The organism is Peribacillus sp. NPDC096447 (assembly GCF_044762725.1).
Classification (GTDB): domain Bacteria; phylum Bacillota; class Bacilli; order Bacillales; family DSM-1321; genus Peribacillus.
This window is the reverse complement of record NZ_JBIWEV010000001.1, coordinates 720,290-742,604: the sequence shown is the minus strand read 5'-3', so window position 1 is coordinate 742,604 and position 22,315 is coordinate 720,290. Positions and strand designations below refer to the sequence as shown.

Genomic DNA, 22,315 nt, shown 5'->3' with positions numbered 1-22,315 from the left:
ACTTTGGCTCTTTTTTCACTACATCTTTTGAAAGGTTTGAATGGAGATGTCAAAGCATTGGCAAGAATTGCTCCCAGCTGATTCATATTTGGTCTCATCTGCGGGGCTGCTTCATGATTATGATCGGAAAATACTTACCCGACTATATCAACCTCTTATTGGACCTATCTGCATTAGCCTATATATGACGTTATGGAGTGAGTTGGAGGAAAACAGGCTATGGTCGGAAACCTCCTCACATTATCAATTAATGAATACCATCGGCCTTAAGTTAGGTGATATTTATGAAGCACGGCTTTTACTTGAGGGAATCGGTCTGTTGAATGTATATAAGAAATCGAAAAATGAAACGAAGGAATTCATCTATGAGTTAAACCCGCCGCTTTCCCCCCAGCAGTTTTTCACGGATGGAATGCTGAATATTTACTTATACAAAAAAATCGGTAAAGCGCAATTCAACCGGTTAAAGAGATTCTTTTGTGATGACCATATCTTAACCGATCAATATGAAGGTGTGACTAAATCTTTTGCGGAAGTATTCTCATCAGATCATTTGGACTCTTTATATGTAACGGATGAAGCGAAAGATGAATGGCAACCGATGCCTGAACAGCAATACATCGATCGGACGGAAGGCGTCGAGCCATCGGGGTTTGATGACTTATTTGATTTTGACCTTTTATTTGCCGGGATAAAATCCTCGATCGTACCGAAAAAGGCCTTTACTCCGAAAATAAAAAGTACGATTGCCAAACTTGCCTTTTTATATGGCATCGATCCGCTTGAAATGCAAAAACTAGTAATGGATGCCGTTTCATTGGATGATGAGATCGATGAGGAAGTGCTCAGAAAGGCGGCAAGGGACTGGTACCAGATCGAACGGCAGGCCGATATGCCTTCCCTTGTCAATCGGGTGCAGCCGATTCGTGAAAGGACACAAAAAGAGGAACCGAAAACACAGGAACAAGAGTTAATCCGTCATTTGGAGACGATTTCCCCAAGGGAGCGGCTGATGCAATTGTCTGGCGGTGCAGAGCCATCAAGCGGTGATTTGAAAGTGGTTGAAGGCGTGATGATCAATCAAAAGCTGAATCCGGGTGTCGTCAATGTATTGATTGAATATGTCATGCTCAAAACGGATATGAAGTTCACGAAGGGCTATGTCGAAAAGCTGGCAGGCCATTGGGCACGGCTGAAGGTCTCCACGGTGGTCGAGGCGATGGAGCTGGCTAAAAATGAACACCGGAAATATCAGGACTGGGCTCAAGGAAGCAGGAATGCTGCGAAGGGCAGCCGGAAAAAGGCGATACGGGAAGAAGTGGTTCCGGAGTGGCTTGAGAAAAAAGAAGAAGCACAGCAGGAGCAGAATGCAGATCAGCCTGAATTGGATGCCCAGAAACGCGAGCTTCTGGAGAAATGGAAGCTGTGGAAAGCAGGAGGTGAAATGAACGATGGAAAAGATTAATAGGTCCCTTAATAAATTGGCCAATACAAATCAATTTCAACAGCGTTATGAAAAGCTGAAACAGGAGATTTTTGAAAACGAACAAGTGCGGTTATTTATGAATGCCAACAGCTCGACGGTCACGAAGGAAATGATTGATAAAAACTTGGGGAAGCTTTATGAGTTCACTTCACAAAGCAATAAGTGTGATAAATGTCCGAGCTTGGATGGCTGCATCAATATGATGCAAGGGTATTATCCCAAATTGGTGGTTCAAGGGAAAGCCCTGAACCTGCATTATGAAGTCTGCCCGCGGAAATTGGCAGAGGATGAAAAGCGGAAACGGGAAAAGTTGATCCGCAGCCTGTATGTACCGAAGGATATTTTAAAGGCGAGCATTGAAGACTTTACCCAAACGGATAATGAAAACAAACGCTTGTCTGTCTTAAGTAAAGCGATGTCGTTCATTATGGAATATGAGCCAGGTAAAAGGCAAAAAGGCTTATATATATATGGGAAATTCGGTGTTGGGAAAACGTACTTATTAGGTGCGATCGCCAATGAACTTGCAAAAAGGCAAATTTCCTCCCTTATTGTCTATGTACCTGACTACTTGAGGGAACTTAAGGGATCGATAGGTGATAATACGGTCAATGAAAAAATTGAAATGGTGAAAACGGCACCTGTCCTCATGCTTGATGATATTGGAGCGGAGTCCATGACGAGCTGGGGACGCGATGAGGTTTTTGGTCCGATTTTACAATTTAGGATGCTGGAAAACCTGCCGACGTTTTTCACTTCGAATTTTGACTTGAATGGCCTGGAGAACCACCTGACCTTTTCACAGCGTGGTGAGAAGGAAGAAGTGAAGGCGGCCAGGGTACTGGAAAGAATTCAATATTTAGCTGAGCCGGTCAAGCTTGATGGCGTGAATCGGAGAAGATGAAGAAAAGTGGTCTCTTAATGGAGGTCACTTTTTTCTTCTTACAAGGCCCATCCTACTTCTAAACACGTCCCCATCCCCATATACATGAAAAAAGAAGCAAGGGGGAAGGGGGGATGTCGTAGTGCAAATTTCGTTTCAAAACGATTCAGAGGCATTGAAATTACTGAATTTCGTTTCTGTCCATCCACTGGGGGCAGAATTTCAAGCATATATTCGATTTCTTCCGCAACAAGGCATGTATGTGGATATGACGGAGTCTTCAGGTGATGAATGGCTAATTCTGCTTCGTGATGCATTTCATTCTTTTTTATTGGAAGAAAAGACGCTTCCAGTTCTGGAGCAAATAATAGTCGGTAAATTTTTTTATAGGGAACGGGAAGAAATTGAAGCCATCATTGAAATTGCATCATCAATCATCGAGGTGGAAAGGGCCAGGAGTCAAGATGAAGCATTCAGTACGGAGAAACGATTGATTGAGGAAGGACTTCAAAGCATCTTGGCTGGAAAGGTATCTTTTTCATTCGATTCTTTTACGACCTTCCGTTTGAAATCATTTCAGCACACGTTGGAAAAGTATGTCGTCAAGGCGATTGATGAATACAAGCTGGAACAGGACTATCAAAATTTCATTGCTACGCTCCGTGATTGCCTTCATGGGCAGGAGTCGAAATTAAGAAAACTTCACCTGGTCAACCGGGATGGTTTTCATTTCTATGATCAGAAGTTCAGCAAGCTCGACCGTCCAAAAATCAATAGTATGATCGACAGGAGGCTTCTTGCCAAAAGTTCATTATTTCTCGATACGGTGATACTTGCCCCGCTTTTATCGATTGCTCCTGAAAACTTGTGTATCTATACCGATGACAAGGATGAGGGGCTGATTCAGACCATTTCAAGGATTTTCGAAGAACGGGCCACTATCCTGCCACTTTCGTCATTTTCTATGCATTTGAATGATCTTTCGTGGAAAAAAGAAAATTAACCTTGATTTTCACCGTATAACAAATTATAATTTCCTACATACTATTAAAAAACTAAAAGTTATGATGAGGACAAGGGTATTCTAGTCGCCGATTATCAGAGAGGGGAGCCAACAGGCTGTAAGCTTCCTATTCGCATGGAACACTTACCACCTTTAAACTTCGGCTCGGAAAGCAGGCATTCTGCGAATATGAGCTGACGGGAAGCTGCCGTTACCAAGTTACAAGTGCCATTTTGCCGTGAAAAGCAAGCTGGAACGAGGGTGGAACCGCGGGTTAATGATATTTATTACTAAGCTCGTCCCTGTTTTATACAGGGACGGGCTTTTTTGTGTTGTAATGGAATCAAATACCTGTAATTTGTTCGAACAATAAGAAGGAGTGAAACTGAATGTCAGAATTACTGAAAATATCTTTTCCTGACGGAGCGGTTAAGGAGTTTGCTAAAGGCACAACAACTGAAGACATCGCTGCATCCATCAGTCCTGGTTTAAGGAAAAAATCCATTGCCGGAAAATTCAATGGTGAATTATATGATTTGAAACGCCCGATTGAACAAGATGGTTCAATCGAAATCGTCACACAGGACACAGCGGATGCTCTTGAAGTATTGCGTCACAGTACAGCGCACTTGATGGCACAAGCGATCAAACGTTTGTACAAAAACGCTAAATTCGGCGTAGGGCCAGTCATCGAGGGCGGCTTTTACTATGATATGGATCTGGAGGAATCATTGACTCCCGAAGACCTTCCATTGATTGAAAAAGAAATGAAGAAAATCGTCAACGAGAACTTGGAAATTTCCCGCATTGAAGTAAGTCGTGATGAAGCGATTTCCCGTTTTAAAGAAATAGGCGACGAGTATAAATTGGAGTTGATCGATGCAATTCCTGCCGATCAGCAGGTAACGCTTTATGAGCAGGGTGAATTTTTTGACCTTTGTCGTGGAATTCATGTTCCATCAACTGGGAAAATCAAAGAATTCAAGCTATTGAGCATCGCTGGAGCATACTGGAGAGGCGATAGCAAAAACAAAATGCTGCAACGCATATACGGTACGGCTTTCTATAAAAAAGAAGATTTAGCCGAACACCTGCGTTTCCTTGAAGAAGCCAAGGAACGTGACCATCGTAAAATCGGTAAAGAATTGAACTTGTTCATGAGCTCACAGAAAGTGGGACAAGGGCTGCCGATGTGGTTGCCGAAAGGAGCGACCATCCGCCGGACAATCGAAAGGTATATCGTGGACAAGGAAGAACGTTTGGGTTATGACCATGTCTACACACCTGTAATGGGTAGCGTGGACCTTTATAAAACTTCTGGACACTGGGATCATTACCAGGACGGCATGTTCCCTGTCATGGAGATGGAAAACGAACAGCTTGTCCTGCGTCCGATGAACTGCCCGCATCACATGATGGTCTATAAAAACAGCATCCACAGCTACCGGGAACTGCCAATCAGGATTGCCGAGCTAGGCTTGATGCACCGCTATGAAATGTCAGGTGCCCTTTCCGGCCTTCAGCGTGTACGTGGGATGACATTGAATGATGCGCACATTTTTGTCCGCCCCGACCAAATCAAAGAAGAGTTCAAGCGTGTTGTGAACCTGGTTCTGGAAGTTTATAAAGATTTCGATATCAAGGATTATTCATTCCGCCTGTCTTATCGCGATCCGCAGGATACAGAAAAATACTTCGATGATGATGACATGTGGGAAAAAGCGCAAAGCATGTTAAAAGGCGCCATGGATGAACTAGGTCTGGATTACTTTGAAGCGGAAGGTGAAGCGGCATTCTACGGTCCTAAGCTCGATGTTCAGGTACGTACTGCATTAGGAAAAGATGAAACGCTTTCCACGGTTCAGCTTGATTTCTTGCTTCCTGAACGTTTTGATCTTAATTACGTCGGTGAGGACGGCAAGCAGCATCGTCCGGTTGTTATCCACCGCGGTGTCGTTTCCACAATGGAACGTTTTGTCGCTTACTTGATCGAAGAATACAAGGGGGCATTCCCAACTTGGCTTGCACCTATCCAAGCACAAGTGATCCCGGTCTCACCTGAAGTGCACTTGGATTATGCGAAAGAAGTACAGGAAAAACTTAAAGCGCAAGGCATCCGTGTCGACCTGGATACACGTGACGAGAAAATCGGTTACAAAATCCGTGAAGCGCAAATGCAAAAAATCCCGTACATGCTGGTTGTTGGTGACAATGAAGCCAAAGAAGGCAGCGTGAATGTACGTAAATACGGTGAACAAAAATCCGAAACGATCGCTTTTGAAGATTTCGTTTCAGCGATTAAGGCTGAAGTAAGCCGTTAACATCAAAAAGAGGGGCACATATAGTTGTGTCCCTCTTTTTAATTATGGCATGATAAAATGAAACCATCATGTGAAAATATGTACAGCAATGAAAAGGAGGGGCAGCGTGAAAAAGAAATTTACTTATCTATTCGGACCGACATTCCTTGTCATCATCATCTTATTGTTATTGGATGGTTATCGACAATATGCCATCGTCCCGGTCCTGTTATTTTGGATAGCGCTATTTTCTTGGGACGCCATTGAGAAAAAGAAAAAGGCGAAAGAAAACTCTTAACATTTTATGGCTTGGTCAGTATGGACTGTAACCAAAGGGGGAGTGGGGATAAATGGAGATTAGAAAGGCTTCTAGGGAAGACGCGGGTAACTTGGCTGCTCTGTTCAATCATGTTGAAGATTCCGGGTATATGCTGTTCAACCCTGGGGAAAGAAAAGCGACAGCGAAACAAATGGAGAAGCAAATGGTACAAATCGAAAAAAATCCCCTTTCCGTTTTCCTCGTTGCTGCTAGCGGCCATGAGTTGAATGGTTACCTGATCTTATTGGGCAATCAAATGGGCCGAACGAGGCATTCAGCCAAAATCGTCATCGGCATCAATGAACAGGACAGGGGAAAAGGCATCGGTACGAAGCTATTTCAGAAAATGGAGGAGCATGCACGGATAAGCGAAATCAGGCGCCTGGAATTGTCCGTGATTGCAAACAACGCCCCTGCGCTTTCCTTATATCGAAAGATGGGTTTTGAAAAGGAAGGAATAAAGCGGGAATCACTGTTTTTTGATGGGAAGTATCATGATGAATATTTTTTGTCCAAATTACTTTAAAAAACGTATTGTCAAATATGAGAATGTCTGATAATATTAATTTTGTTGTGAAAAACGAATAAATTAGCATTTGACAAGTCATCAGTGTTTATGATATATTTCTAAAGTGAATTGAATACGTGTTTGAGGAAAAGAAGAAGCACCCGCTTCTCACCTGGTTGACGCAAACAATGCAGTTAACAGGTCATGATTTGATTATTTGGATCTTTCTGAATGAGTCTATCAGTGTGGGTGCAGCATGCATCCACACTTTTTTATTATGATTATATCCTGTAAGCGAGTTGTGAGCGTGACCGAATTTATTCAAATATTCGTATTCGCCAATATCTTTGGAGGTGGCTAACTATTAGTAAAGACGCGATGGTAAACGAGGGCATCCGAGCCCGTGAAGTTCGTCTTATTGACCAAAACGGAGAACAACTTGGAATTAAAACGAAATTCGAAGCATTGGAAATTGCCGCTCGTGTAAATCTTGATCTAGTTTTAGTTGCTGCAAATGCAAAGCCTCCGGTAGCCCGGATCATGGACTACGGAAAACACCGCTTCGAGCAGCAAAAGAAAGACAAGGAAGCACGTAAAAATCAAAAAGTCATCAGTCTGAAAGAGGTTCGTTTGAGCCCGACGATTGAAGAACATGATTTCAATACGAAGCTTCGCAACGGTATTAAATTCCTTGAAAAAGGCGATAAAGTAAAAGCTTCTATCCGATTCAAAGGACGTGCCATTACGCATAAGGAAATTGGTCAACGTGTACTCGTTCGTTTTTCTGAAGCATGTAAAGAAGTGGCTACAATCGAGCAACACCCAAAAATGGACGGGCGCAGCATGTTCATTATCTTAGCACCGAAAAACGAAAAGTAATTGTAAAGTAATTTGTAATGAGGAGGAATACCTTATGCCTAAAATGAAAACTCACCGCGGATCTGCTAAACGTTTCAAAAAGACTGGATCCGGCAAACTTAAGCGTTCTAACGCTTACACAAGCCATTTATTTGCTAACAAATCTACTAAGCAAAAGCGTAAGCTTCGCAAAGCTAGCCTTGTAAGCAAAGGTGACTTCAAACGTATTCGTCATATGCTAGACAACATTAAATAAGTTCGATTTATCGAGTTAAATAGGAGGGAAATAACATGCCACGTGTAAAAGGCGGTACTGTTACTCGCAAACGTCGTAAAAAGGTAATAAAATTAGCTAAAGGTTACTATGGCGCGAAACATATTCTTTTCAAAGTAGCTAACCAACAAGTAATGAAGTCAGGAAACTATGCTTTCCGTGACCGTCGTCAAAAGAAACGTGATTTCCGCAAACTTTGGATCACTCGTATCAACGCTGCAGCACGCATCAACGGTCTTTCTTACAGCCGTTTAATGCATGGTCTAAAGCTTGCTGGTATCGAAGTGAACCGCAAAATGCTTGCTGATCTTGCTGTTGCTGACGAACAAGCTTTTGCTCAATTAGCAACTGCTGCTAAACAACAATTAGACAAATAAGTCTGACTGATACAGCCACTCTCTTTTAAGAGGGTGGCTTTTTACATATTTAAAGGAGGAAATGAAGATGCAAGGAGTATGGTTCATTGCTGCTTATATGATCATCACGAACATCATCGGGTTTGCCTTAATGGGAATCGACAAAAGGAAAGCGCGTAATGGGGAGTACCGGATCAGCGAAAAGACACTTTGGTTTTGGGCGGTCATAGGCGGAGGTACTGGGTCCTTTTTGGGGATGAAGCAATTCCGCCATAAGACGAAGCATGCCGCTTTTAAGTGGGGCCTGCCTATATTGATGATTCTTCAGATAGGCTTATTGATTAAGATATTCATTCAATTGTAATATGTAGCCGGTATAATGTATATGCTTGTAGAAGCAGCAAAGAGTAGCTGGAGGGAGAGCATGAATGATAAACTGACACTTGTGATGAGCTACGTTCAATCAGGAAGCGTGTTTGCACCGTTGATTTTTATCACTTTTCATTTATTAAGGCAATTTTTATTCATTCCCGTCATTGTGGTTTGCATGTCTGGCGGAGTATTATTCGGGGCAGCTTTTGGAACCATCTATTCGGTAATCGGTTTGACGTTGTCCAGTATGGCCTTTTATTTCGTGATAGGCAAATTTCCGAAAACAAAGGATAGGCTGCTGCGGCTTAAGAATAAGCTGTTTGGAAACCGAAAGCTGAACAGCCGGCAAATTGCAGTACTGAGGCTAATACCATTCATTCACTTTTACTTGCTGTCGCTTTGCTTATTGGAATCCAATAAAGGGCTGAAAAATTATTTTTATCTATCCTTCATGACCAATCTCCCTGTAGCATTCGTATATACGGTTTTTGGCCACTATATTGCAGATTTCAGTCCAACCCTGATCGTCATCATTTTATTATCCTTAACCTTATTGCTCTATTTATTGAGAGAGAAGCAGACGGTCGTACCCTGGAAGGAATTTTTTCGTTCAGATGATTAATATAGAGCCTTGAGTACATTTTTCTCAAGGCTCTTCAATACGCGTGATTTTTTTTCATTTTTTTAAAAATTCCTTAACAGGGCTCTTCCAATCAATAACGGCATCCGGATATTGTTTTTTAATGGCTTCCTCGATTTTTAAGAAGTCATTTCGCTTCAAGCCTTTCAGGCCGGCCACTTTCTTGGGCCATATGAAGATGGAGATGACCTCAAAGGAGCGTTCCGTCGTCCCTAGATACTTTTCCCCTTCAAACATCACCCCGTTGTACGTCAATAAAAAATTCTTTCGTATATTGGCTGTATCGTCAAGCAGAAAGAACTTTTTCTGTTCATGTGCCAGCTCTAATTTTCTTTTCGGATTAAATAGGTATTTGATGACTGTATATATAAAGAAAATGATGAGAGCCAAAAGAATGAACCGCATGATCAATACCATGGAGCTACCTCCTTAAACAGAGTGATTCCCTTCATTTACGTATGGGTTTTTAATAAGTTTCATTTATTTGATATAATTTAGGGGAAGACAAGGAAAGAAGTGATGAAAATGAACATAGGTAAATTAATGGAAATGCAGGCAGCTTTGGATGAGCATATACAATCAAAGCATGAATTGGGTGCTGAAGACTTGGTGGAACGGAAGATACTTGCTCTTTTAGTGGAGCTTGGAGAGCTTGCCAATGAAACGAGATGTTTTAAATTCTGGAGTCTTAAAGGCCCTTCTGATAAAGAAACGATTTTGGCTGAATACGTGGATGGCATTCATTTCATTTTGTCACTCGGGATCGAACGGGGATTTGTACCGGAAGTTCCATCCGCCCCAAACATGCATCAGGAGGATTTGACTGTTCAATTTACTGCTATTTATGGCTACATCAGTGAATTTCGCACACAGTTGACAGAGTCATCTTTCCAAAAGGTTTTTGCTGCGTATTTACATTTAGGAGAGTTGCTTGGATTTTCAGCAGTGGATGTGGAAAAAGCATATGTAAGCAAAAATGAAGTGAATTACGAAAGGCAAAAGCAAGGCTACTGATTGTTTATGTAATCGATTGTCTGTATAATTATTCTTGTAATGTAAGTTATAGGGAGGTTAAAGAATGGCTCAATTGGATGAAACGTTAAAGATGCTTCGGGACTTAACGGATGCTAAAGGCATTGCAGGAAATGAAAGTGAAGTAAGAAAAGTGATGACCGAATACATAACACCATTTGCGGATGAAATATCGACAGATGGCCTGGGAAGTTTGATTGCCAAGAAAACGGGAGATGAAAACGGACCGAAAATCGTCGTTACCGGGCATATGGACGAAGTCGGTTTCATGATCACGCAAATTGATGATAAAGGATTTTTGCGTTTTCAGCCGGTAGGGGGCTGGTGGTCACAGGTAATGCTGGCCCAGCGCGTGACGATCGTTACAGGTAAAGGTGATATAACTGGCATTATCGGTTCCAAGCCGCCACATATACTGTCAGCGGAGGCGCGGAAGAAGCCGATTGATATTAAGGATATGTTTATTGATATTGGTGCATCCAGCAAAGAAGAGGTTAAGGAATGGGGCGTCAAGCCAGGGGATATGGTTGTGCCATATTTTGAATTCACGGTCATGAATAATGAAAAGATGCTTCTCGCCAAAGCCTGGGACAATCGAATTGGCTGTGCAATCGCCATTGATGTGCTTAAACAGCTGAAAGACAGCGACCATCCTAATGTAGTTTATGGAATTGGTGCTGTGCAAGAAGAGGTCGGCCTGCGTGGCTCCAAAACATCCACATTCAAAATTCAGCCGGATATCGGCTTTGCCGTTGATGTAGGCATTGCTGGTGATACTCCGGGGGTTACCGAAAAAGAAGCGATGAGTAAGATGGGGGAAGGCCCGCAAATCGTCATATATGACTCATCGATGGTGGCACATAAGGGATTACGCGATTTCGTCACCGACACAGCTGATGAAATGAATATTCCTTATCAATATGAATCGATTCCAGGCGGCGGAACGGATGCCGGTTCCATTCATTTAACGGCAAATGGCGTGCCCGCACTGGCGATCACGATTGCCACACGCTACATTCATTCACACGCAGCAATGCTTCACAGGGATGATTATGAGAATGCAGTTAAGCTCATTGTCGAAGTGATTAAACGCCTCGATCGCGAAGCAGTTGATCGGATCATTTACGAATAATATAGTGAAAGTTAAAAATGGAGAGGCCTAAATTAGGTCCTCTCCATTTTCTTTTTCTTATTTCTACTTGTCTTCGACGATTATATAGACCGCTTTGATGGGTCCGTGGACGCCGACGACAAGGTCCATTTCGATATCAGCAGAGTTGCTCGGCCCTGTTATGAAATTGATGCAGGAAGGAACGACCTCGCCCCGTTTAACTTTTGAACGGATGGCCGAAGCAGCCTGGGTCATTCGCGGTACGATCGTGCTTTTTGGAATGATGGAAACATGGCAAGAAGGAAGGAAGCTGATGGAACGGCCGTGATCCTTGTCACTGAACAAGACGACAGTCGCTGATTCTGCTAGTGTCATCTCACTGAATGTGATTCCGATGTTAGCACTTTCGGCTTTTTCGACATTTTCTTTCCCGGCTTGGTGATCCCATATATGGACATCTTTTTCCTTTAAGATACCCTCTAACCCATAGTCGGAAAATCGATCGTCCTTAGGGATGATCAAGGGTCCGTTTCCAAGCTCCTCGATCACCTGTGTTAAACAATGCATCACTTGCTTGGAGTCGGTAACGTGAAATTGAGTATGCACCCGTTTACATTGCTCCTCCAATTCCGCGACAAGATCATTTGGTGCCGCATGTTTCAAAACTTCTTTTTGGGGGGCGTGCTTCCATTCCGGAACGGAGATGCCTTCCGTAATAGGAGCCCTTCCCAGGTTTTTGGCTATATTGTTTAAAAATGTCCCTTCATTATGGATGGTTCCATTCATGATGGTTTCCCTCCTTTTTCCCGATTTTTGAACCAGTCGCGAAAGCTCTCCTTTCCTGGAGCAGGGAACTCGCGGCTTTCTGTCCAAGTTTTGAGCGGTCCCGGTCCTTTTGAGATAATATCCCCCGTTTTAAAAGGAGACAACGCTGATGGGGCCATTTTGGAGCCGAACTTATAAAGCATAGGGGAGGCCGCACCGATTCCGAAGGCTTTCATGGCCATCTTTTCTGAAAATGGCGCCATTTTTTCCTTTTCAACGATGACTTCACGATGCTTCCTCAGTAAATCATGGAGAGGAATCTTTACTGGACAGGCATCTGTACAGGCTGCACATAGAGTGGAGGCATATGGCAGCTCTTTGAAATCATCATACCCTCCGAGTAAGGGTGAAAGCACAGCACCGATTGGTCCCGGATATATTGAACCATATGAATGACCGCCAACCTGGCGATAAACCGGGCAGACGTTTATACAGGCAGCACAGCGAATGCATTGAAGAACGGATTGAAACTCAGTTCCTAAAATGGAGGAGCGTCCATTATCCACGATCACAAGGTGAAATTCCTCGGGTCCGTCTACATCGCCTTCATCACGCGGACCGGTAAGTGCGGTGATGTAACTGGTCAACCTTTGGCCGACAGCGCTTCTTGTCAATAAGCTGACAAGGACCTCGAATTCATCGAATGTAGGTACAAGCCTTTCCATTCCCATCACGGTGATTTGCGTTTTTGGGAGGGCCGTGACCAAATCGGCATTTCCTTCATTCGTCACCAAACCGATCGAGCCCGTTTCCGCAATCGCAAAATTACAGCCGGTAATGCCTACATCGGCGCTTAAGAAATCTTTCCGCAGAATGCCCCGGACATGGGCGGTAAGCTCTTCCGGTTTTTCAGTTTGCGTATATGCAAGCTTTTCTTTAAAAACATCCCTAATCTGCTCCTTATTTTTATGGAGAGCAGGTGCGACGATATGGGAAGGGGGATCATGATCATCCACTTGTAAAATGTATTCACCAAGGTCCGTTTCAACGACATCGAGGCCAACTGCCTCAAGAGTGGCATTCAAATTGATCTCTTCCGTGACCATCGATTTGGATTTCACGACCTTTTTGGCATTCTTTTTTACAATAACATCCTTGATGTATCCGCTTGCTTCTTCGGCCGTTTGAGCGAAGAAGACATGACCGCCTCTTTTCGAAACATTTTCTGCGAGCTGGTGCAAATAGAAATCAAGGTTACTAAGCACATGCTGGCGGATTTCTTCCCCAAGGGAACGCCAATCCTCCCAGCTACCCAATTCATCAACGGCAGTCAGCCGCCGTCCGTGTAATCGTTCTTGGGCACTCGATACGGCCAATCGCATAAAATCATTATGTATTCCTTCATCCACCCGGTCTTTAAACTTGGCAGAGCTGGTTTTCATAGCCATAAGTTTTTCCCCTCCTCGCTTTCTTTAAATACTATTCAAGACTTCCGCAATATGAAGCACTTTCACCGGTTGCCCCTTCCTTTGGATCCGCCCGCCGATATTCATCAAACATCCTGCATCCCCGCCGATTAAAAAATCGGCCCCGGTAGCTTCAATATTGCAGACTTTCTCCTCGACCATTTGCCCGGAAATGTCACCCATCTTGACCGAAAAGGTTCCCCCGAACCCGCAGCAGTTTTGGGCATCTGGAAGTGGTGTCATTTCCAGTCCCCTGACATGGCTTAACAAAATGGCAGGTGCTTCCTTGACCTTAACCAGCCGTGTCATATGGCATGAAGTATGATAAGTGGCCTTTCCCTTAAGGGTCGCCCCGACGTCGGTCACTTTTAAGACATCCACGATGAATTGGGTCAATTCATATGTTTTAGCCGCTAATGATGCCGCTTTCTTTTCCCATTCGGCATCGCCTTTGAAAAGGGCCGGATATTCCTTGAACATCGCTGCACAGGAACCGGAAGGGGTTACGATGTATTCAGCATCCGCGAACGTTTTAATCATCTTTTTCATAGCTTCCTTCGATTCCTTCGTATACCCGCTATTATATGCCGGCTGTCCGCAGCATATCTGGGACTCCGGGAAATCAATCTCACAGCCTAATCTCTCGAGTAGCTCCACTGTCGCTTTGCCGACATTGGATTGAAACAAATCCACTAAACATGTTGCAAAGAGAGTAACTTTCAATCTGAACTCCTCCTTTTTCAAATAGGTTAACAGGTCATCTGATGACCAGGAAATGGAAAAAGGAAATGGTTTAGAGAATATACCAATTTCCAAGATTTTTTAAATGAAGTAATCGTTTTCAAAATAATATATCAATTTAATCCTTTTTTGTATAGGGTATTTTTAAAATTAAAGAAAGGTCAACTATGCTTTTGCTGATTTTTTTGGATGACCCGGTCCAGGGATTCCTCGACGCTTTGAAGGTGAAACAGCATGGCACTGCGGGCTCCGTCTTCATCCTGTGTCAAGATTGCATCATAAATCCTGACATGCTGCTGGTAAAGCTGCTTAAGTGTCATCTCTTCGGAATAAAGCGCAATCCGACGGATATCACGCATCTTTTCCGTCATTAATTCTGAAACGTGGTTCATCAATGTAATCAGCAGCTCATTTTGTGATGCGTTTGCCACTGCAACATGGAAGGCGATGTCCGCTTTATCACTTAGCTCTTCATCATCTGATACCTTTTCCATATCAAAAAGCCTGTCCTTGAGTTCGATAAGGTTTTCTTCCGTTCTCTTCTTCGCTGCCACTTCTGCCGTACCGGACTCAAGGATTTTCCGAACTTCCAGTAAATGCTTGATATTGTCTTGATCCATCAAAAGGGCGGCAGACAAGGGGTGGTTCATGATGGCGGGGTCGAAGGTTTTAACGAATGTTCCTTCACCTTGTTTTATTTCAATAAGTCCCATTGAACTCAATGCACTTAATGCTTCGCGGATGGCCGGGCGCCCGACTTGGAAATTTTCCGCAAGCTGCTGAATGGAATCCAATTGTTCACCTGGTTTCAGGCTGCCTGACCGAATCATTTCATAAAGTTCATCGCTGACTTCTTCATAAATTTTTTTCGGCTTTATTTTTTTATATACCAAGTAGTAGCACCTCTATTTTCTATGAGTTTCTCTGCTTAATATTATATAACACAAATGCTCTTTGACACTTCCGGAAGGGTGAAAAATCAACAAAAAATAAAAAAAAATCTTGATTTTATATTTTCAATCATTTAATTTTAATGAGTACTCATCAAGTCATCTGATGACTTTGAATATTTTGATATGTAAGGGGTTTCAATTAGCGGTTGATTTCTGAATTTTTTAAAAAATCTATAGAAAATGGAGTCGAAATCAATGACATGGACACAAAACTTTACGCCGATCACCGATAATTTAGTTTTATCATCTCTTGCCGCACTCATTCCAATTCTTTACTTTTTCTGGGCACTTACCATCAAACGTATGAAAGGTTACATTGCAGGTATAACCACGTTGCTTGTAGCTCTTGCAGTGGCTGTATTGATATATGGAATGCCTGCAGGAAAAGCAGTGATGTCTGCTTCACAAGGAGCTGTATATGGGCTGCTCCCAATCGGATGGATAATCATCACTTCCGTATTTTTGTACAAAATGACCGTTAAAAGCGGACAATTCAATATCATTCGTTCTTCGGTGCTTTCGCTTACGGAAGACCGCCGTCTTCAGGCATTATTGGTGGCATTTTCTTTCGGGGCCTTTTTAGAAGGTGCTGCGGGATTTGGAGCACCGGTCGCCATTTCAGCCGCGCTTTTGGTCGGTCTCGGATTTAACCCTCTTTATGCAGCCGGGATTTGTTTGATCGCGAATACCGCTCCGGTAGCATTCGGGGCGGTTGGAATACCGATCATCGCCATGGAAGGCCCTACTGGCATAGCCGCCATGGAGATTTCAAAAATGGTCGGCCGCCAATTGCCATTCCTTTCGGCTTTCATTCCGCTTTATCTCATTTTGATAATGACTGGATGGAAAAGGTCGCTTGAAGTCCTGCCGGCAATTTTGGTTTCCGGAATTTCCTTTGCCATCACACAGTACTTAAGTTCAAATTTTCTTGGGCCCGAATTACCGGACATCCTTTCGGCGTTAGTGTCACTACTTGCATTGGCGATCTTCCTTAAATTCTGGAAACCTAAAACGATTTTTCGCTTTGCATCCGAGGAAACGGCAGCCACTGTCGAACCTTTATATACAGCCGAAGCGGAAACAAAATACACGAAATGGCAGATATTCCATGCTTGGTCACCATTCCTTCTGTTAACGCTTTTCATAACAATATGGGGGATGAACCCAATAAAGCCGGCACTCTCCGGACATTATGAAGGCAACAATGTGCTGCTTGGCGCAATCAATGAAATCGGGAAGCTATTAACCTTCCAAATCGAAGTCCCAGGTCTGCATAATGAGATAATCGGAAGCAATGGATTGCCGATTGCGGCTTTCTATAAAATAGAACTGCTCGGAGCAGCCGGGACTGCCATTTTACTGGCTGCCATCGTAACGAAGTTCATCGCACACATGTCTGCAAAAGACTTCTTTGGCACCTTTGTTGAAGCGATGAAAGAGTTGGCAAAACCAATCTTGATGATTTCTACCGTGGTGGCCTTTGCCTATGTAACGAACTCTTCAGGCATGTCGACAACATTAGGGATGACCCTTGCAAAATCGGGTGATTTATTTCCGTTCTTCGCACCGGTTCTTGGCTGGCTGGGTGTATTCATTACCGGATCGGATACATCAGCCAACCTCTTATTTGGCAGTCTGCAGAAAGTGACCGCTCTTAAGGTGGGGATGGAACCGGTCCTGGCACTGGCGGCGAACTCTTCCGGAGGGGTGACCGGAAAAATGATTTCACCTCAATCGATAGCGATTGCATGTGCTGCAGTTGGATTGGCGGGCAGGGAATCGGAATTATTGAGATTCACGCTCAAACATAGTCTTTTCTTATTACTGCTTGTTTGTGTGATTACCTTCTTGCAAAATGGCGTCCTTTCCTGGATGATTCCATAAGTAGAATGAGGCTCTCCTTTCATAGGGGAGCCTCGAAATATTTATCAAGCCAATACAAAAAAGGAGGAAATATAATGCAATTGGCAGCTGTGGCAGGAAAATTGGTTCATGAGGTTCGGAAACTGATTGAAGAGGAAATCATCATTATTGATCATGCTGGCACAATTATCGCCAGCACCGACAGCAGCCGTATTGGATCTTATCATGAAGGAGCCATCCACGCTTTCAACAATCGTGAGAAATTGATCATCAACAAACAGGATGAACGAAGTTGGAAAGGAGTGAAGGCAGGTATAAACCTACCTATTTTCTTCAACAAGGAAGCTGTTTGTGTCATTGGAATTACAGGTGACCCCAAACATGTTTCCCCTTATGCGGAACTATTAAAAAAGATGACGGAGATGTTCATTCAGGAAAGCTATCATATCGAACAAGCAGAATCCCAATCACGTCTGATGGAATTCTTTGTATTTGAATGGCATCAGCTGCAGACGTTCAATGAGCATTTCCTTCAGAAGGCCAAGTTGCTTGGGGTCGATGTTCATGCAGACCGGATCATCACTCTTGGTGAATTCAAGACTGAGGAAATCATTGAACCTCATGTTTGGAGAACGCTTCAGATTTACATAAGACAGCAGCATCCCAATGACATCGCAGTCCGTTGGGGGAGGAACCAATTCGTCATTCTTTCAATAGCCGATTTCATCGGTTCAAAAAACCAGCAATATAATAAACTAAGTAAACTGCAAAAAAAGCTGGAGGAGAGTTCGGGTTATAAAGTGTGTGCAGGAGTTAGTTCGCGTGCATCAGGATCCGTTTTCAGGTCCGCGTTTTTTAAAGCGGAACGTTCCTTGAAAATCGCGTGTCCTTCATCGGGGATCATATTTGATGAGGACTTGAAGCTTGAGGTCCTGCTTGATGAAGTTACCGCTGAAACAAGACAGGAATATTTATCCAGGACGATTCAGGAGCTGCTTCCTAATGAGGAGCTGCTTAAAACCCTTTCCATGTATTTTGCATGTGATCTATCTTTGAAGGAAACCGCTAGAGCCCTGCATATCCATATCAATACCCTTCATTACAGGCTTAAGCGCATAGAGGATTTGACCCGACTGAACCCTAGGAAGCTAGCCGATTTAGTCACTATGTATCTAGCAGTAAGAGTATTGGATAAACATACAAAATAATTCTCTGGAAAGCACTAAATTCTATATGTTCATACATAGAAGGTTGAGTGTTTTTTTCTTATACTTACATCATATAAAAAATCTCGAATTTCCTATGTTTTTGAGGAGGGTGTACATGTTAACAAAGCAGGTTAAGCAGCTACTTCTTAACATCGTCGGTCAGGAGAATTACGATGACTCGAAAGTGGAATGTCTAGTCTATTCATATGACGCAACGCCAGGCTTTCAAGCGATGCCGGATGCTGTCATTAAACCGGGCAGCACAGCTGAAGTCTCAGCCATCGTCAAAGTTTGCAACGAATATAATGTTCCGATCGTTCCACGCGGGTCTGGGACGAATTTGAGCGGAGGCACCTGCCCGACAGAGGGAGGGCTTGTCCTTTTATTCAATCGAATGAATTCATTACTTGAAATAGATGAGGAGAACTTAACGGCGACCGTACAGCCTGGGTTCATCACATTGGACTTGATTTCAGCAGTTGAAGAAAAGGGATTGTTTTATCCGCCGGATCCAAGTTCGATGAAAATCTCCACGATTGGCGGCAACATTAATGAGAACTCTGGTGGACTGCGGGGATTAAAGTACGGAGTCACCCGTGATTATGTCATCGGGCTTGAAGTTGTCCTTCCGAATGGAGACATCATTCGAACAGGGGGCAAGCTTGCCAAAGACGTAGCCGGATATGATTTAACGAAACTATTTGTCGGATCGGAAGGGACCTTGGGAATCGTTACGGAAGCGATCCTAAAGCTGATCCCCATGCCGGAAACGACAAAGACGATGCTTGCCTTATATCAAGATCTGGATGCTGCAGCCCAGTCAGTGGCCAAGATCATTTCAAATAAGATCATTCCTGTTACATTGGAATTTCTGGATCGGCCGACTTTGATCGTTGTTGAGGACTTCGCGAAAATCGGTTTGCCCACCAATGTTGAAGCCGTCCTGCTGATTGAACAGGATGGTCCGCCTGAAGTGGTGGAACGTGATATGAAAAGGATGGCCGATATCTGTCTAGAGGAAAAGGCGGTTTCAGTGGAAATTGCCGAAACGGAATCTGACGCTGTCGCCTTGAAAACAGCAAGACGGACAGCCCTTTCCGCACTGGCACGCCTCAAGCCGACGACCATTTTGGAAGATGCCACCGTTCCCCGCTCGGAAATTGCCAAAATGGTTAAAGCAATTAATGAAATCGCAGACAAGCATAACGTGGACATTTGCACTTTTGGTCATGCTGGGGATGGGAACCTGCATCCAACGTGCATTACCGACGCTCGTGATCATGAGGAAATGGAGAGGGTGGAGCTCGCTTTTGCCGACATTTTTGCCGCGGCTATCGACCTTGGCGGGACGATTACCGGTGAACATGGTGTGGGAGCGATGAAGGCCCCGTATCTTGAATGGAAGCTGAAGAAAGAAGGGATTGATGCCATGAGAGCGATTAAACAAGCTTTCGATCCCAATAACATCATGAATCCCGGCAAAGTATTTGCCAAGGAAACAAGAAAAAGGGTGGTGGTTACTTCATGACGACAGTTCAGGAAAGGGAAACCATTGCCATTCAATTCGCGGAAAAAATGAATGAAGATGAATTGTTGAATTGTATGCGCTGCGGCTTTTGCTTACCCCATTGCCCGACATACATAGAATCGGGGCTGAAGGAATCCCATTCACCAAGGGGCCGGATCGCACTTATGAAAGCGGTGGCAGATGGTGTGATTGAGCCTGATGAGGATGTGGAACGTTCGTTGAGTCTTTGCCTCGGCTGCAGGGCTTGTGAGCCTGTGTGTCCTTCAGGTGTGAAATATGGACATCTTCTTGAAGAAGCAAGGGATATCATCCATCAGAATAAAAAACACAGTTACCCTGTAAAAACGATCCGCAAGGCCGTTTTTAGTGGGTTATTCCCACACCAGGAGCGAATGCAGGCCATGACGAGTTTGCTTGGCTTCTATCAGAGATCAGGACTGCAATACATGGCCCGTAAAACGGGAGTCCTCAACCTGCTTCCAGATAATTTGGCAACCATGGAAAAAGTGCTGCCGAAAGTCCCGAAAAAATCAGAAATGAAAAATAGGCCAACCGAGCTGCCTGCAATCGGAACGCCGCTCAAAAAGGTGGCTTTCTTTTCCGGCTGCTTGATGGATACGATGTTTTTGGAAACGAACAAGGCAACACTAAAGCTTCTTCAGCTGGCCGGATGTGAAATCGTGATTCCGAAATCCCAGGCATGTTGCGGGGCGCTGCATGGGCACAGTGGTGAAAAAGAAGGTGCTAAGCAACTGGCCAAGCGTAATATAGAAGCTTTTGAAGCGGAGGAAGTTGATTATATTATTACGAATGCCGGCGGCTGTGGAGCTTTTCTCATAGATTATGACCATCTGCTCCAAGCTGAACCGGAATGGCACGACCGTGCAATCGCATTTAAAAATAAGTTGAAAGATATCAGCGAGATTCTCGTTGATTTGCGTTTTCAGGAAAAATTCCGCCTGAAACTGCCAGCTCAAACCGTAACTTTCCAGGATTCCTGCCATTTACGGAATGTGATGAACACCTCCTTGGCTCCGCGAATTCTCCTTCAATCGATAGATGGAATCGATTTTAGGGAAATGAAGAATGCCGATCGATGCTGCGGCTCCGCTGGGATTTATAATATTGTTGAATCAGAGATGTCCATGAATATTCTTGACTCTAAAATGGAGCACACAAAATCGACACAGGCCGATATTGTTGTAACAGCAAACCCTGGCTGTCTGTTACAAATGCAATTGGGGATCGAGAGGGAAAACTTGGGGGATTGTACGAAAGCGGTGCATTTTGCAGACCTGCTAATAAAGGCTGTGGCTTTATAATAGAAGAAAAAGAATGCAAGTAGAAAATAAATGGAATTATTTGGTTAAACATTACAATTTAATAAATGAGGAAACCCTTGTAAAGTCTGGACTTTAGATAAAAATGCGTTCTGTGCTGAGAACAAATTGTAAATGTTATAACAAAAAAGAAATATTGATTCCTCGTTTACTTAGGTTCATAGCGGGTAGAGTTTATACATAGCATCAATTAAACGAAACAACAAAACCTAAGGAGGAATGTAAAATGAATAAAACAGTATATGGAGTATATGAATCAAATGCAGAAGTGATCCAGGCAATAAATGCACTTAAGGCAAAGGGCTTTGAAGGGGACGATATCACGGTCGTCGCAGACAAGGAAGAAACATTGGATTTCACGAACACTCAACGCGAAACGGATGTTCACACAATGACGAATGTTCCTAATGACGAATCATTTATGGACAAGGTGGCACGTTTCTTCATGCCGGATGATACGGCAGACCTTTCAACAAGATTGGCGAATGCAGGCCTTTCGAATAGTGAAGCTGCTGAACATGTCTTTGATGTAGAAAATGGAAAAGTCCTGGTTCTGGTTGAAGAAGGTGAAGGCCACCTTGGAACGGCAAGAGATAAATTCACAACTGGTACAATGGACACTGCAGGTACAAGGCTTAATACAAATTCCACTAACCAACTGTATAATGGTACTGAAAAAACCGATGCATTAAATAAAGAAGATGTTTATGGAGTCAACGGCCAAGGCCGTGAATTGCCAGAGGATGAAAGGACGCTTACACTTCGGGAAGAACAGCTGAAAATTGATAAAGAAAGAGTACAGACAGGTGAAGTCGTCATTAACAAAGAAGTCAATGAACAGCATAAAACGATTAATGTCCCTGTTGAACACGAAGAAGTGACAGTCGAGCATAGGTCAGTTTCAGGACGTGAATCGGATCTGGAAACTGGAAGCATTGAAGATGGGGAAACGATACGGATCCCTGTTGTTGAAGAAAAATTGGAAGTTTCGAAAAAACCGGTCGTCACAGATGAGATTGTCATCAAGAAACATGCTGTACAAGAAACGGAACAAGTTCAGGATACTCTTAAAAAGGAAGATATCCAGCTTGATAGTACAAATGAATCGATCGTAAATGAGAAAAAGGCAGCTGAACGTAGAACCGACCGCTTCTAAGAGTGAAGGAAAAAGCCTGCAGTTTTAAAACTGCAGGCTTCTTTTTGATTTTAAAGACATAATAAAGGTCTGAGCCTGGGGAAGGCAAACCTTTTTGTTTAATTAGCAACCATCAGGGTATAAATACACATAAGAAGAAATATCGAAATAATA

At 43.5% G+C, this 22,315-nt stretch carries 23 protein-coding genes and 1 other annotated feature; of the genes, 18 read left to right on the top strand and 5 right to left on the bottom strand.

The features are described 5' to 3' along the window. Window positions 1–46: 46 nt before the first annotated feature. The 11 genes from ACIQZD_RS03705 to ACIQZD_RS03655 all read left to right on the top strand — a co-directional run bounded on the left by ACIQZD_RS03705 (window position 47) and on the right by ACIQZD_RS03655 (window position 8,981). Window positions 47–1,465, top strand: coding sequence for a replication initiation and membrane attachment family protein (locus tag ACIQZD_RS03705; RefSeq protein WP_402898313.1), 1,419 nt, complete (start codon window positions 47–49; stop codon window positions 1,463–1,465). Beyond that, window positions 1,452–2,390: a primosomal protein DnaI gene (dnaI, locus tag ACIQZD_RS03700; RefSeq protein WP_241594395.1), complete on the top strand. Its 939-nt coding sequence runs from the start codon at window positions 1,452–1,454 to the stop codon at window positions 2,388–2,390. Before ACIQZD_RS03705 ends, dnaI begins: the two co-directional genes overlap by 14 nt. A gap of 121 nt (window positions 2,391–2,511) precedes the next feature. After that, window positions 2,512–3,372: a sporulation protein YtxC gene (gene ytxC, locus ACIQZD_RS03695; RefSeq protein WP_402898307.1), complete on the top strand. Its 861-nt coding sequence runs from the start codon at window positions 2,512–2,514 to the stop codon at window positions 3,370–3,372. A gap of 389 nt (window positions 3,373–3,761) precedes the next feature. Next, window positions 3,762–5,693 carry a threonine--tRNA ligase gene (thrS, locus tag ACIQZD_RS03690; protein WP_101222884.1) on the top strand — a complete coding sequence of 644 codons (1,932 nt, stop codon included), beginning with the start codon at window positions 3,762–3,764 and terminating at the stop codon, window positions 5,691–5,693. A gap of 106 nt (window positions 5,694–5,799) precedes the next feature. Beyond that, window positions 5,800–5,970 (top strand): hypothetical protein, encoded by a 171-nt coding sequence (locus ACIQZD_RS03685; RefSeq protein WP_157831018.1) that lies wholly within the window; start codon window positions 5,800–5,802, stop codon window positions 5,968–5,970. A gap of 52 nt (window positions 5,971–6,022) precedes the next feature. After that, the gene (locus ACIQZD_RS03680; protein ID WP_402898302.1) at window positions 6,023–6,517 is read left to right on the top strand and encodes a GNAT family N-acetyltransferase; all 495 of its coding nucleotides are present in this window, start codon (window positions 6,023–6,025) and stop codon (window positions 6,515–6,517) included. A gap of 125 nt (window positions 6,518–6,642) precedes the next feature. Further along, window positions 6,643–6,779, top strand: a sequence feature (ribosomal protein L20 leader region). 98 nt (window positions 6,780–6,877) lie between these two features. Beyond that, window positions 6,878–7,378 (top strand): translation initiation factor IF-3, encoded by a 501-nt coding sequence (infC, locus tag ACIQZD_RS03675; RefSeq protein ID WP_034309072.1) that lies wholly within the window; start codon window positions 6,878–6,880, stop codon window positions 7,376–7,378. Window positions 7,379–7,412: 34 nt separating this feature from the next. Continuing rightward, window positions 7,413–7,613 (top strand): 50S ribosomal protein L35, encoded by a 201-nt coding sequence (rpmI, locus tag ACIQZD_RS03670; protein WP_034309070.1) that lies wholly within the window; start codon window positions 7,413–7,415, stop codon window positions 7,611–7,613. A 35-nt stretch (window positions 7,614–7,648) separates the two neighbouring features. Continuing rightward, entirely contained in the window at window positions 7,649–8,008 is a 360-nt protein-coding gene (rplT, locus tag ACIQZD_RS03665) for a 50S ribosomal protein L20 (protein WP_034309067.1), read from the top strand. Window positions 8,009–8,075: 67 nt separating this feature from the next. Continuing rightward, window positions 8,076–8,351, top strand: coding sequence for a DUF1294 domain-containing protein (locus tag ACIQZD_RS03660; protein ID WP_101222879.1), 276 nt, complete (start codon window positions 8,076–8,078; stop codon window positions 8,349–8,351). A gap of 60 nt (window positions 8,352–8,411) precedes the next feature. Further along, window positions 8,412–8,981, top strand: a complete 570-nt coding sequence (locus tag ACIQZD_RS03655; RefSeq protein ID WP_101222877.1) for a TVP38/TMEM64 family protein — start codon at window positions 8,412–8,414, stop codon at window positions 8,979–8,981. 54 nt (window positions 8,982–9,035) lie between these two features. Here the strand turns inward: ACIQZD_RS03655 and ACIQZD_RS03650 are convergent, their stop codons facing one another. Then, window positions 9,036–9,416 (bottom strand): sigma-w pathway protein ysdB, encoded by a 381-nt coding sequence (locus ACIQZD_RS03650; protein WP_402898296.1) that lies wholly within the window; start codon window positions 9,414–9,416, stop codon window positions 9,036–9,038. Between the two features lie 102 nt (window positions 9,417–9,518). Between ACIQZD_RS03650 and ACIQZD_RS03645 the strand changes: the two genes are divergently transcribed. Continuing rightward, window positions 9,519–10,013: a dUTP diphosphatase gene (locus ACIQZD_RS03645; RefSeq protein ID WP_402898293.1), complete on the top strand. Its 495-nt coding sequence runs from the start codon at window positions 9,519–9,521 to the stop codon at window positions 10,011–10,013. A gap of 64 nt (window positions 10,014–10,077) precedes the next feature. Further along, window positions 10,078–11,163: a M42 family metallopeptidase gene (locus tag ACIQZD_RS03640; RefSeq protein WP_402898290.1), complete on the top strand. Its 1,086-nt coding sequence runs from the start codon at window positions 10,078–10,080 to the stop codon at window positions 11,161–11,163. Between the two features lie 63 nt (window positions 11,164–11,226). On the opposite strand, the gene ACIQZD_RS03635 is transcribed toward ACIQZD_RS03640, so the two are convergent. From ACIQZD_RS03635 to ACIQZD_RS03620, 4 genes are all read right to left on the bottom strand, one after another. Beyond that, window positions 11,227–11,931, bottom strand: coding sequence for a LutC/YkgG family protein (locus tag ACIQZD_RS03635; RefSeq protein WP_402899883.1), 705 nt, complete (start codon window positions 11,929–11,931; stop codon window positions 11,227–11,229). After that, entirely contained in the window at window positions 11,925–13,355 is a 1,431-nt protein-coding gene (locus ACIQZD_RS03630; protein WP_402898287.1) for a LutB/LldF family L-lactate oxidation iron-sulfur protein, read from the bottom strand. The genes ACIQZD_RS03635 and ACIQZD_RS03630 overlap by 7 nt, the downstream gene beginning before the upstream one ends. A gap of 24 nt (window positions 13,356–13,379) precedes the next feature. Then, on the bottom strand, window positions 13,380–14,096 hold the full coding sequence (locus ACIQZD_RS03625; protein WP_402898284.1) for a (Fe-S)-binding protein: 717 nt from the start codon (window positions 14,094–14,096) through the stop codon (window positions 13,380–13,382). A 179-nt stretch (window positions 14,097–14,275) separates the two neighbouring features. Beyond that, complete coding sequence (locus tag ACIQZD_RS03620; protein ID WP_402898281.1) at window positions 14,276–15,007, bottom strand: FadR/GntR family transcriptional regulator; 732 nt, start codon at window positions 15,005–15,007, stop codon at window positions 14,276–14,278. Between the two features lie 255 nt (window positions 15,008–15,262). Here ACIQZD_RS03620 and ACIQZD_RS03615 point away from each other — a divergent pair, with 255 nt between their 5' ends. From ACIQZD_RS03615 to ACIQZD_RS03595, 5 genes are all read left to right on the top strand, one after another. Continuing rightward, window positions 15,263–16,951 (top strand): L-lactate permease, encoded by a 1,689-nt coding sequence (locus tag ACIQZD_RS03615; RefSeq protein ID WP_402898277.1) that lies wholly within the window; start codon window positions 15,263–15,265, stop codon window positions 16,949–16,951. 74 nt (window positions 16,952–17,025) lie between these two features. Next, window positions 17,026–18,138, top strand: a complete 1,113-nt coding sequence (locus ACIQZD_RS03610; protein WP_402898272.1) for a PucR family transcriptional regulator — start codon at window positions 17,026–17,028, stop codon at window positions 18,136–18,138. Between the two features lie 115 nt (window positions 18,139–18,253). After that, window positions 18,254–19,666, top strand: coding sequence for a glycolate oxidase subunit GlcD (gene glcD / locus ACIQZD_RS03605; protein ID WP_402898269.1), 1,413 nt, complete (start codon window positions 18,254–18,256; stop codon window positions 19,664–19,666). Continuing rightward, on the top strand, window positions 19,663–20,988 hold the full coding sequence (locus ACIQZD_RS03600) for a (Fe-S)-binding protein (protein ID WP_402898266.1): 1,326 nt from the start codon (window positions 19,663–19,665) through the stop codon (window positions 20,986–20,988). Before glcD ends, ACIQZD_RS03600 begins: the two co-directional genes overlap by 4 nt. 244 nt (window positions 20,989–21,232) lie before the next feature. Continuing rightward, on the top strand, window positions 21,233–22,162 hold the full coding sequence (locus ACIQZD_RS03595) for a YsnF/AvaK domain-containing protein (protein WP_402898263.1): 930 nt from the start codon (window positions 21,233–21,235) through the stop codon (window positions 22,160–22,162). The last annotated feature ends 153 nt before the right edge of the window (window positions 22,163–22,315 follow it).

Excerpts from the sequence above, each read along its gene's own strand:
- ACIQZD_RS03705 (WP_402898313.1), top strand. The coding sequence starts at position 47 with ATGTCAAAGCATTGGCAAGAATTGCTCCCAGCTGATTCATATTTGGTC.
- dnaI (WP_241594395.1), top strand. The coding sequence starts at position 1,452 with ATGGAAAAGATTAATAGGTCCCTTAATAAATTGGCCAATACAAATCAA.
- thrS (WP_101222884.1), top strand. The coding sequence starts at position 3,762 with ATGTCAGAATTACTGAAAATATCTTTTCCTGACGGAGCGGTTAAGGAG.
- ACIQZD_RS03680 (WP_402898302.1), top strand. The coding sequence starts at position 6,023 with ATGGAGATTAGAAAGGCTTCTAGGGAAGACGCGGGTAACTTGGCTGCT.
- infC (WP_034309072.1), top strand. The coding sequence starts at position 6,878 with ATGGTAAACGAGGGCATCCGAGCCCGTGAAGTTCGTCTTATTGACCAA.
- rpmI (WP_034309070.1), top strand. The coding sequence starts at position 7,413 with ATGCCTAAAATGAAAACTCACCGCGGATCTGCTAAACGTTTCAAAAAG.
- rplT (WP_034309067.1), top strand. The coding sequence starts at position 7,649 with ATGCCACGTGTAAAAGGCGGTACTGTTACTCGCAAACGTCGTAAAAAG.
- ACIQZD_RS03660 (WP_101222879.1), top strand. The coding sequence starts at position 8,076 with ATGCAAGGAGTATGGTTCATTGCTGCTTATATGATCATCACGAACATC.
- ACIQZD_RS03655 (WP_101222877.1), top strand. The coding sequence starts at position 8,412 with ATGAATGATAAACTGACACTTGTGATGAGCTACGTTCAATCAGGAAGC.
- ACIQZD_RS03650 (WP_402898296.1), bottom strand. The coding sequence starts at position 9,416 with ATGGTATTGATCATGCGGTTCATTCTTTTGGCTCTCATCATTTTCTTT.
- ACIQZD_RS03645 (WP_402898293.1), top strand. The coding sequence starts at position 9,519 with ATGAAAATGAACATAGGTAAATTAATGGAAATGCAGGCAGCTTTGGAT.
- ACIQZD_RS03640 (WP_402898290.1), top strand. The coding sequence starts at position 10,078 with ATGGCTCAATTGGATGAAACGTTAAAGATGCTTCGGGACTTAACGGAT.
- ACIQZD_RS03630 (WP_402898287.1), bottom strand. The coding sequence starts at position 13,355 with ATGGCTATGAAAACCAGCTCTGCCAAGTTTAAAGACCGGGTGGATGAA.
- ACIQZD_RS03615 (WP_402898277.1), top strand. The coding sequence starts at position 15,263 with ATGACATGGACACAAAACTTTACGCCGATCACCGATAATTTAGTTTTA.
- ACIQZD_RS03610 (WP_402898272.1), top strand. The coding sequence starts at position 17,026 with ATGCAATTGGCAGCTGTGGCAGGAAAATTGGTTCATGAGGTTCGGAAA.
- glcD (WP_402898269.1), top strand. The coding sequence starts at position 18,254 with ATGTTAACAAAGCAGGTTAAGCAGCTACTTCTTAACATCGTCGGTCAG.
- ACIQZD_RS03600 (WP_402898266.1), top strand. The coding sequence starts at position 19,663 with ATGACGACAGTTCAGGAAAGGGAAACCATTGCCATTCAATTCGCGGAA.
- ACIQZD_RS03595 (WP_402898263.1), top strand. The coding sequence starts at position 21,233 with ATGAATAAAACAGTATATGGAGTATATGAATCAAATGCAGAAGTGATC.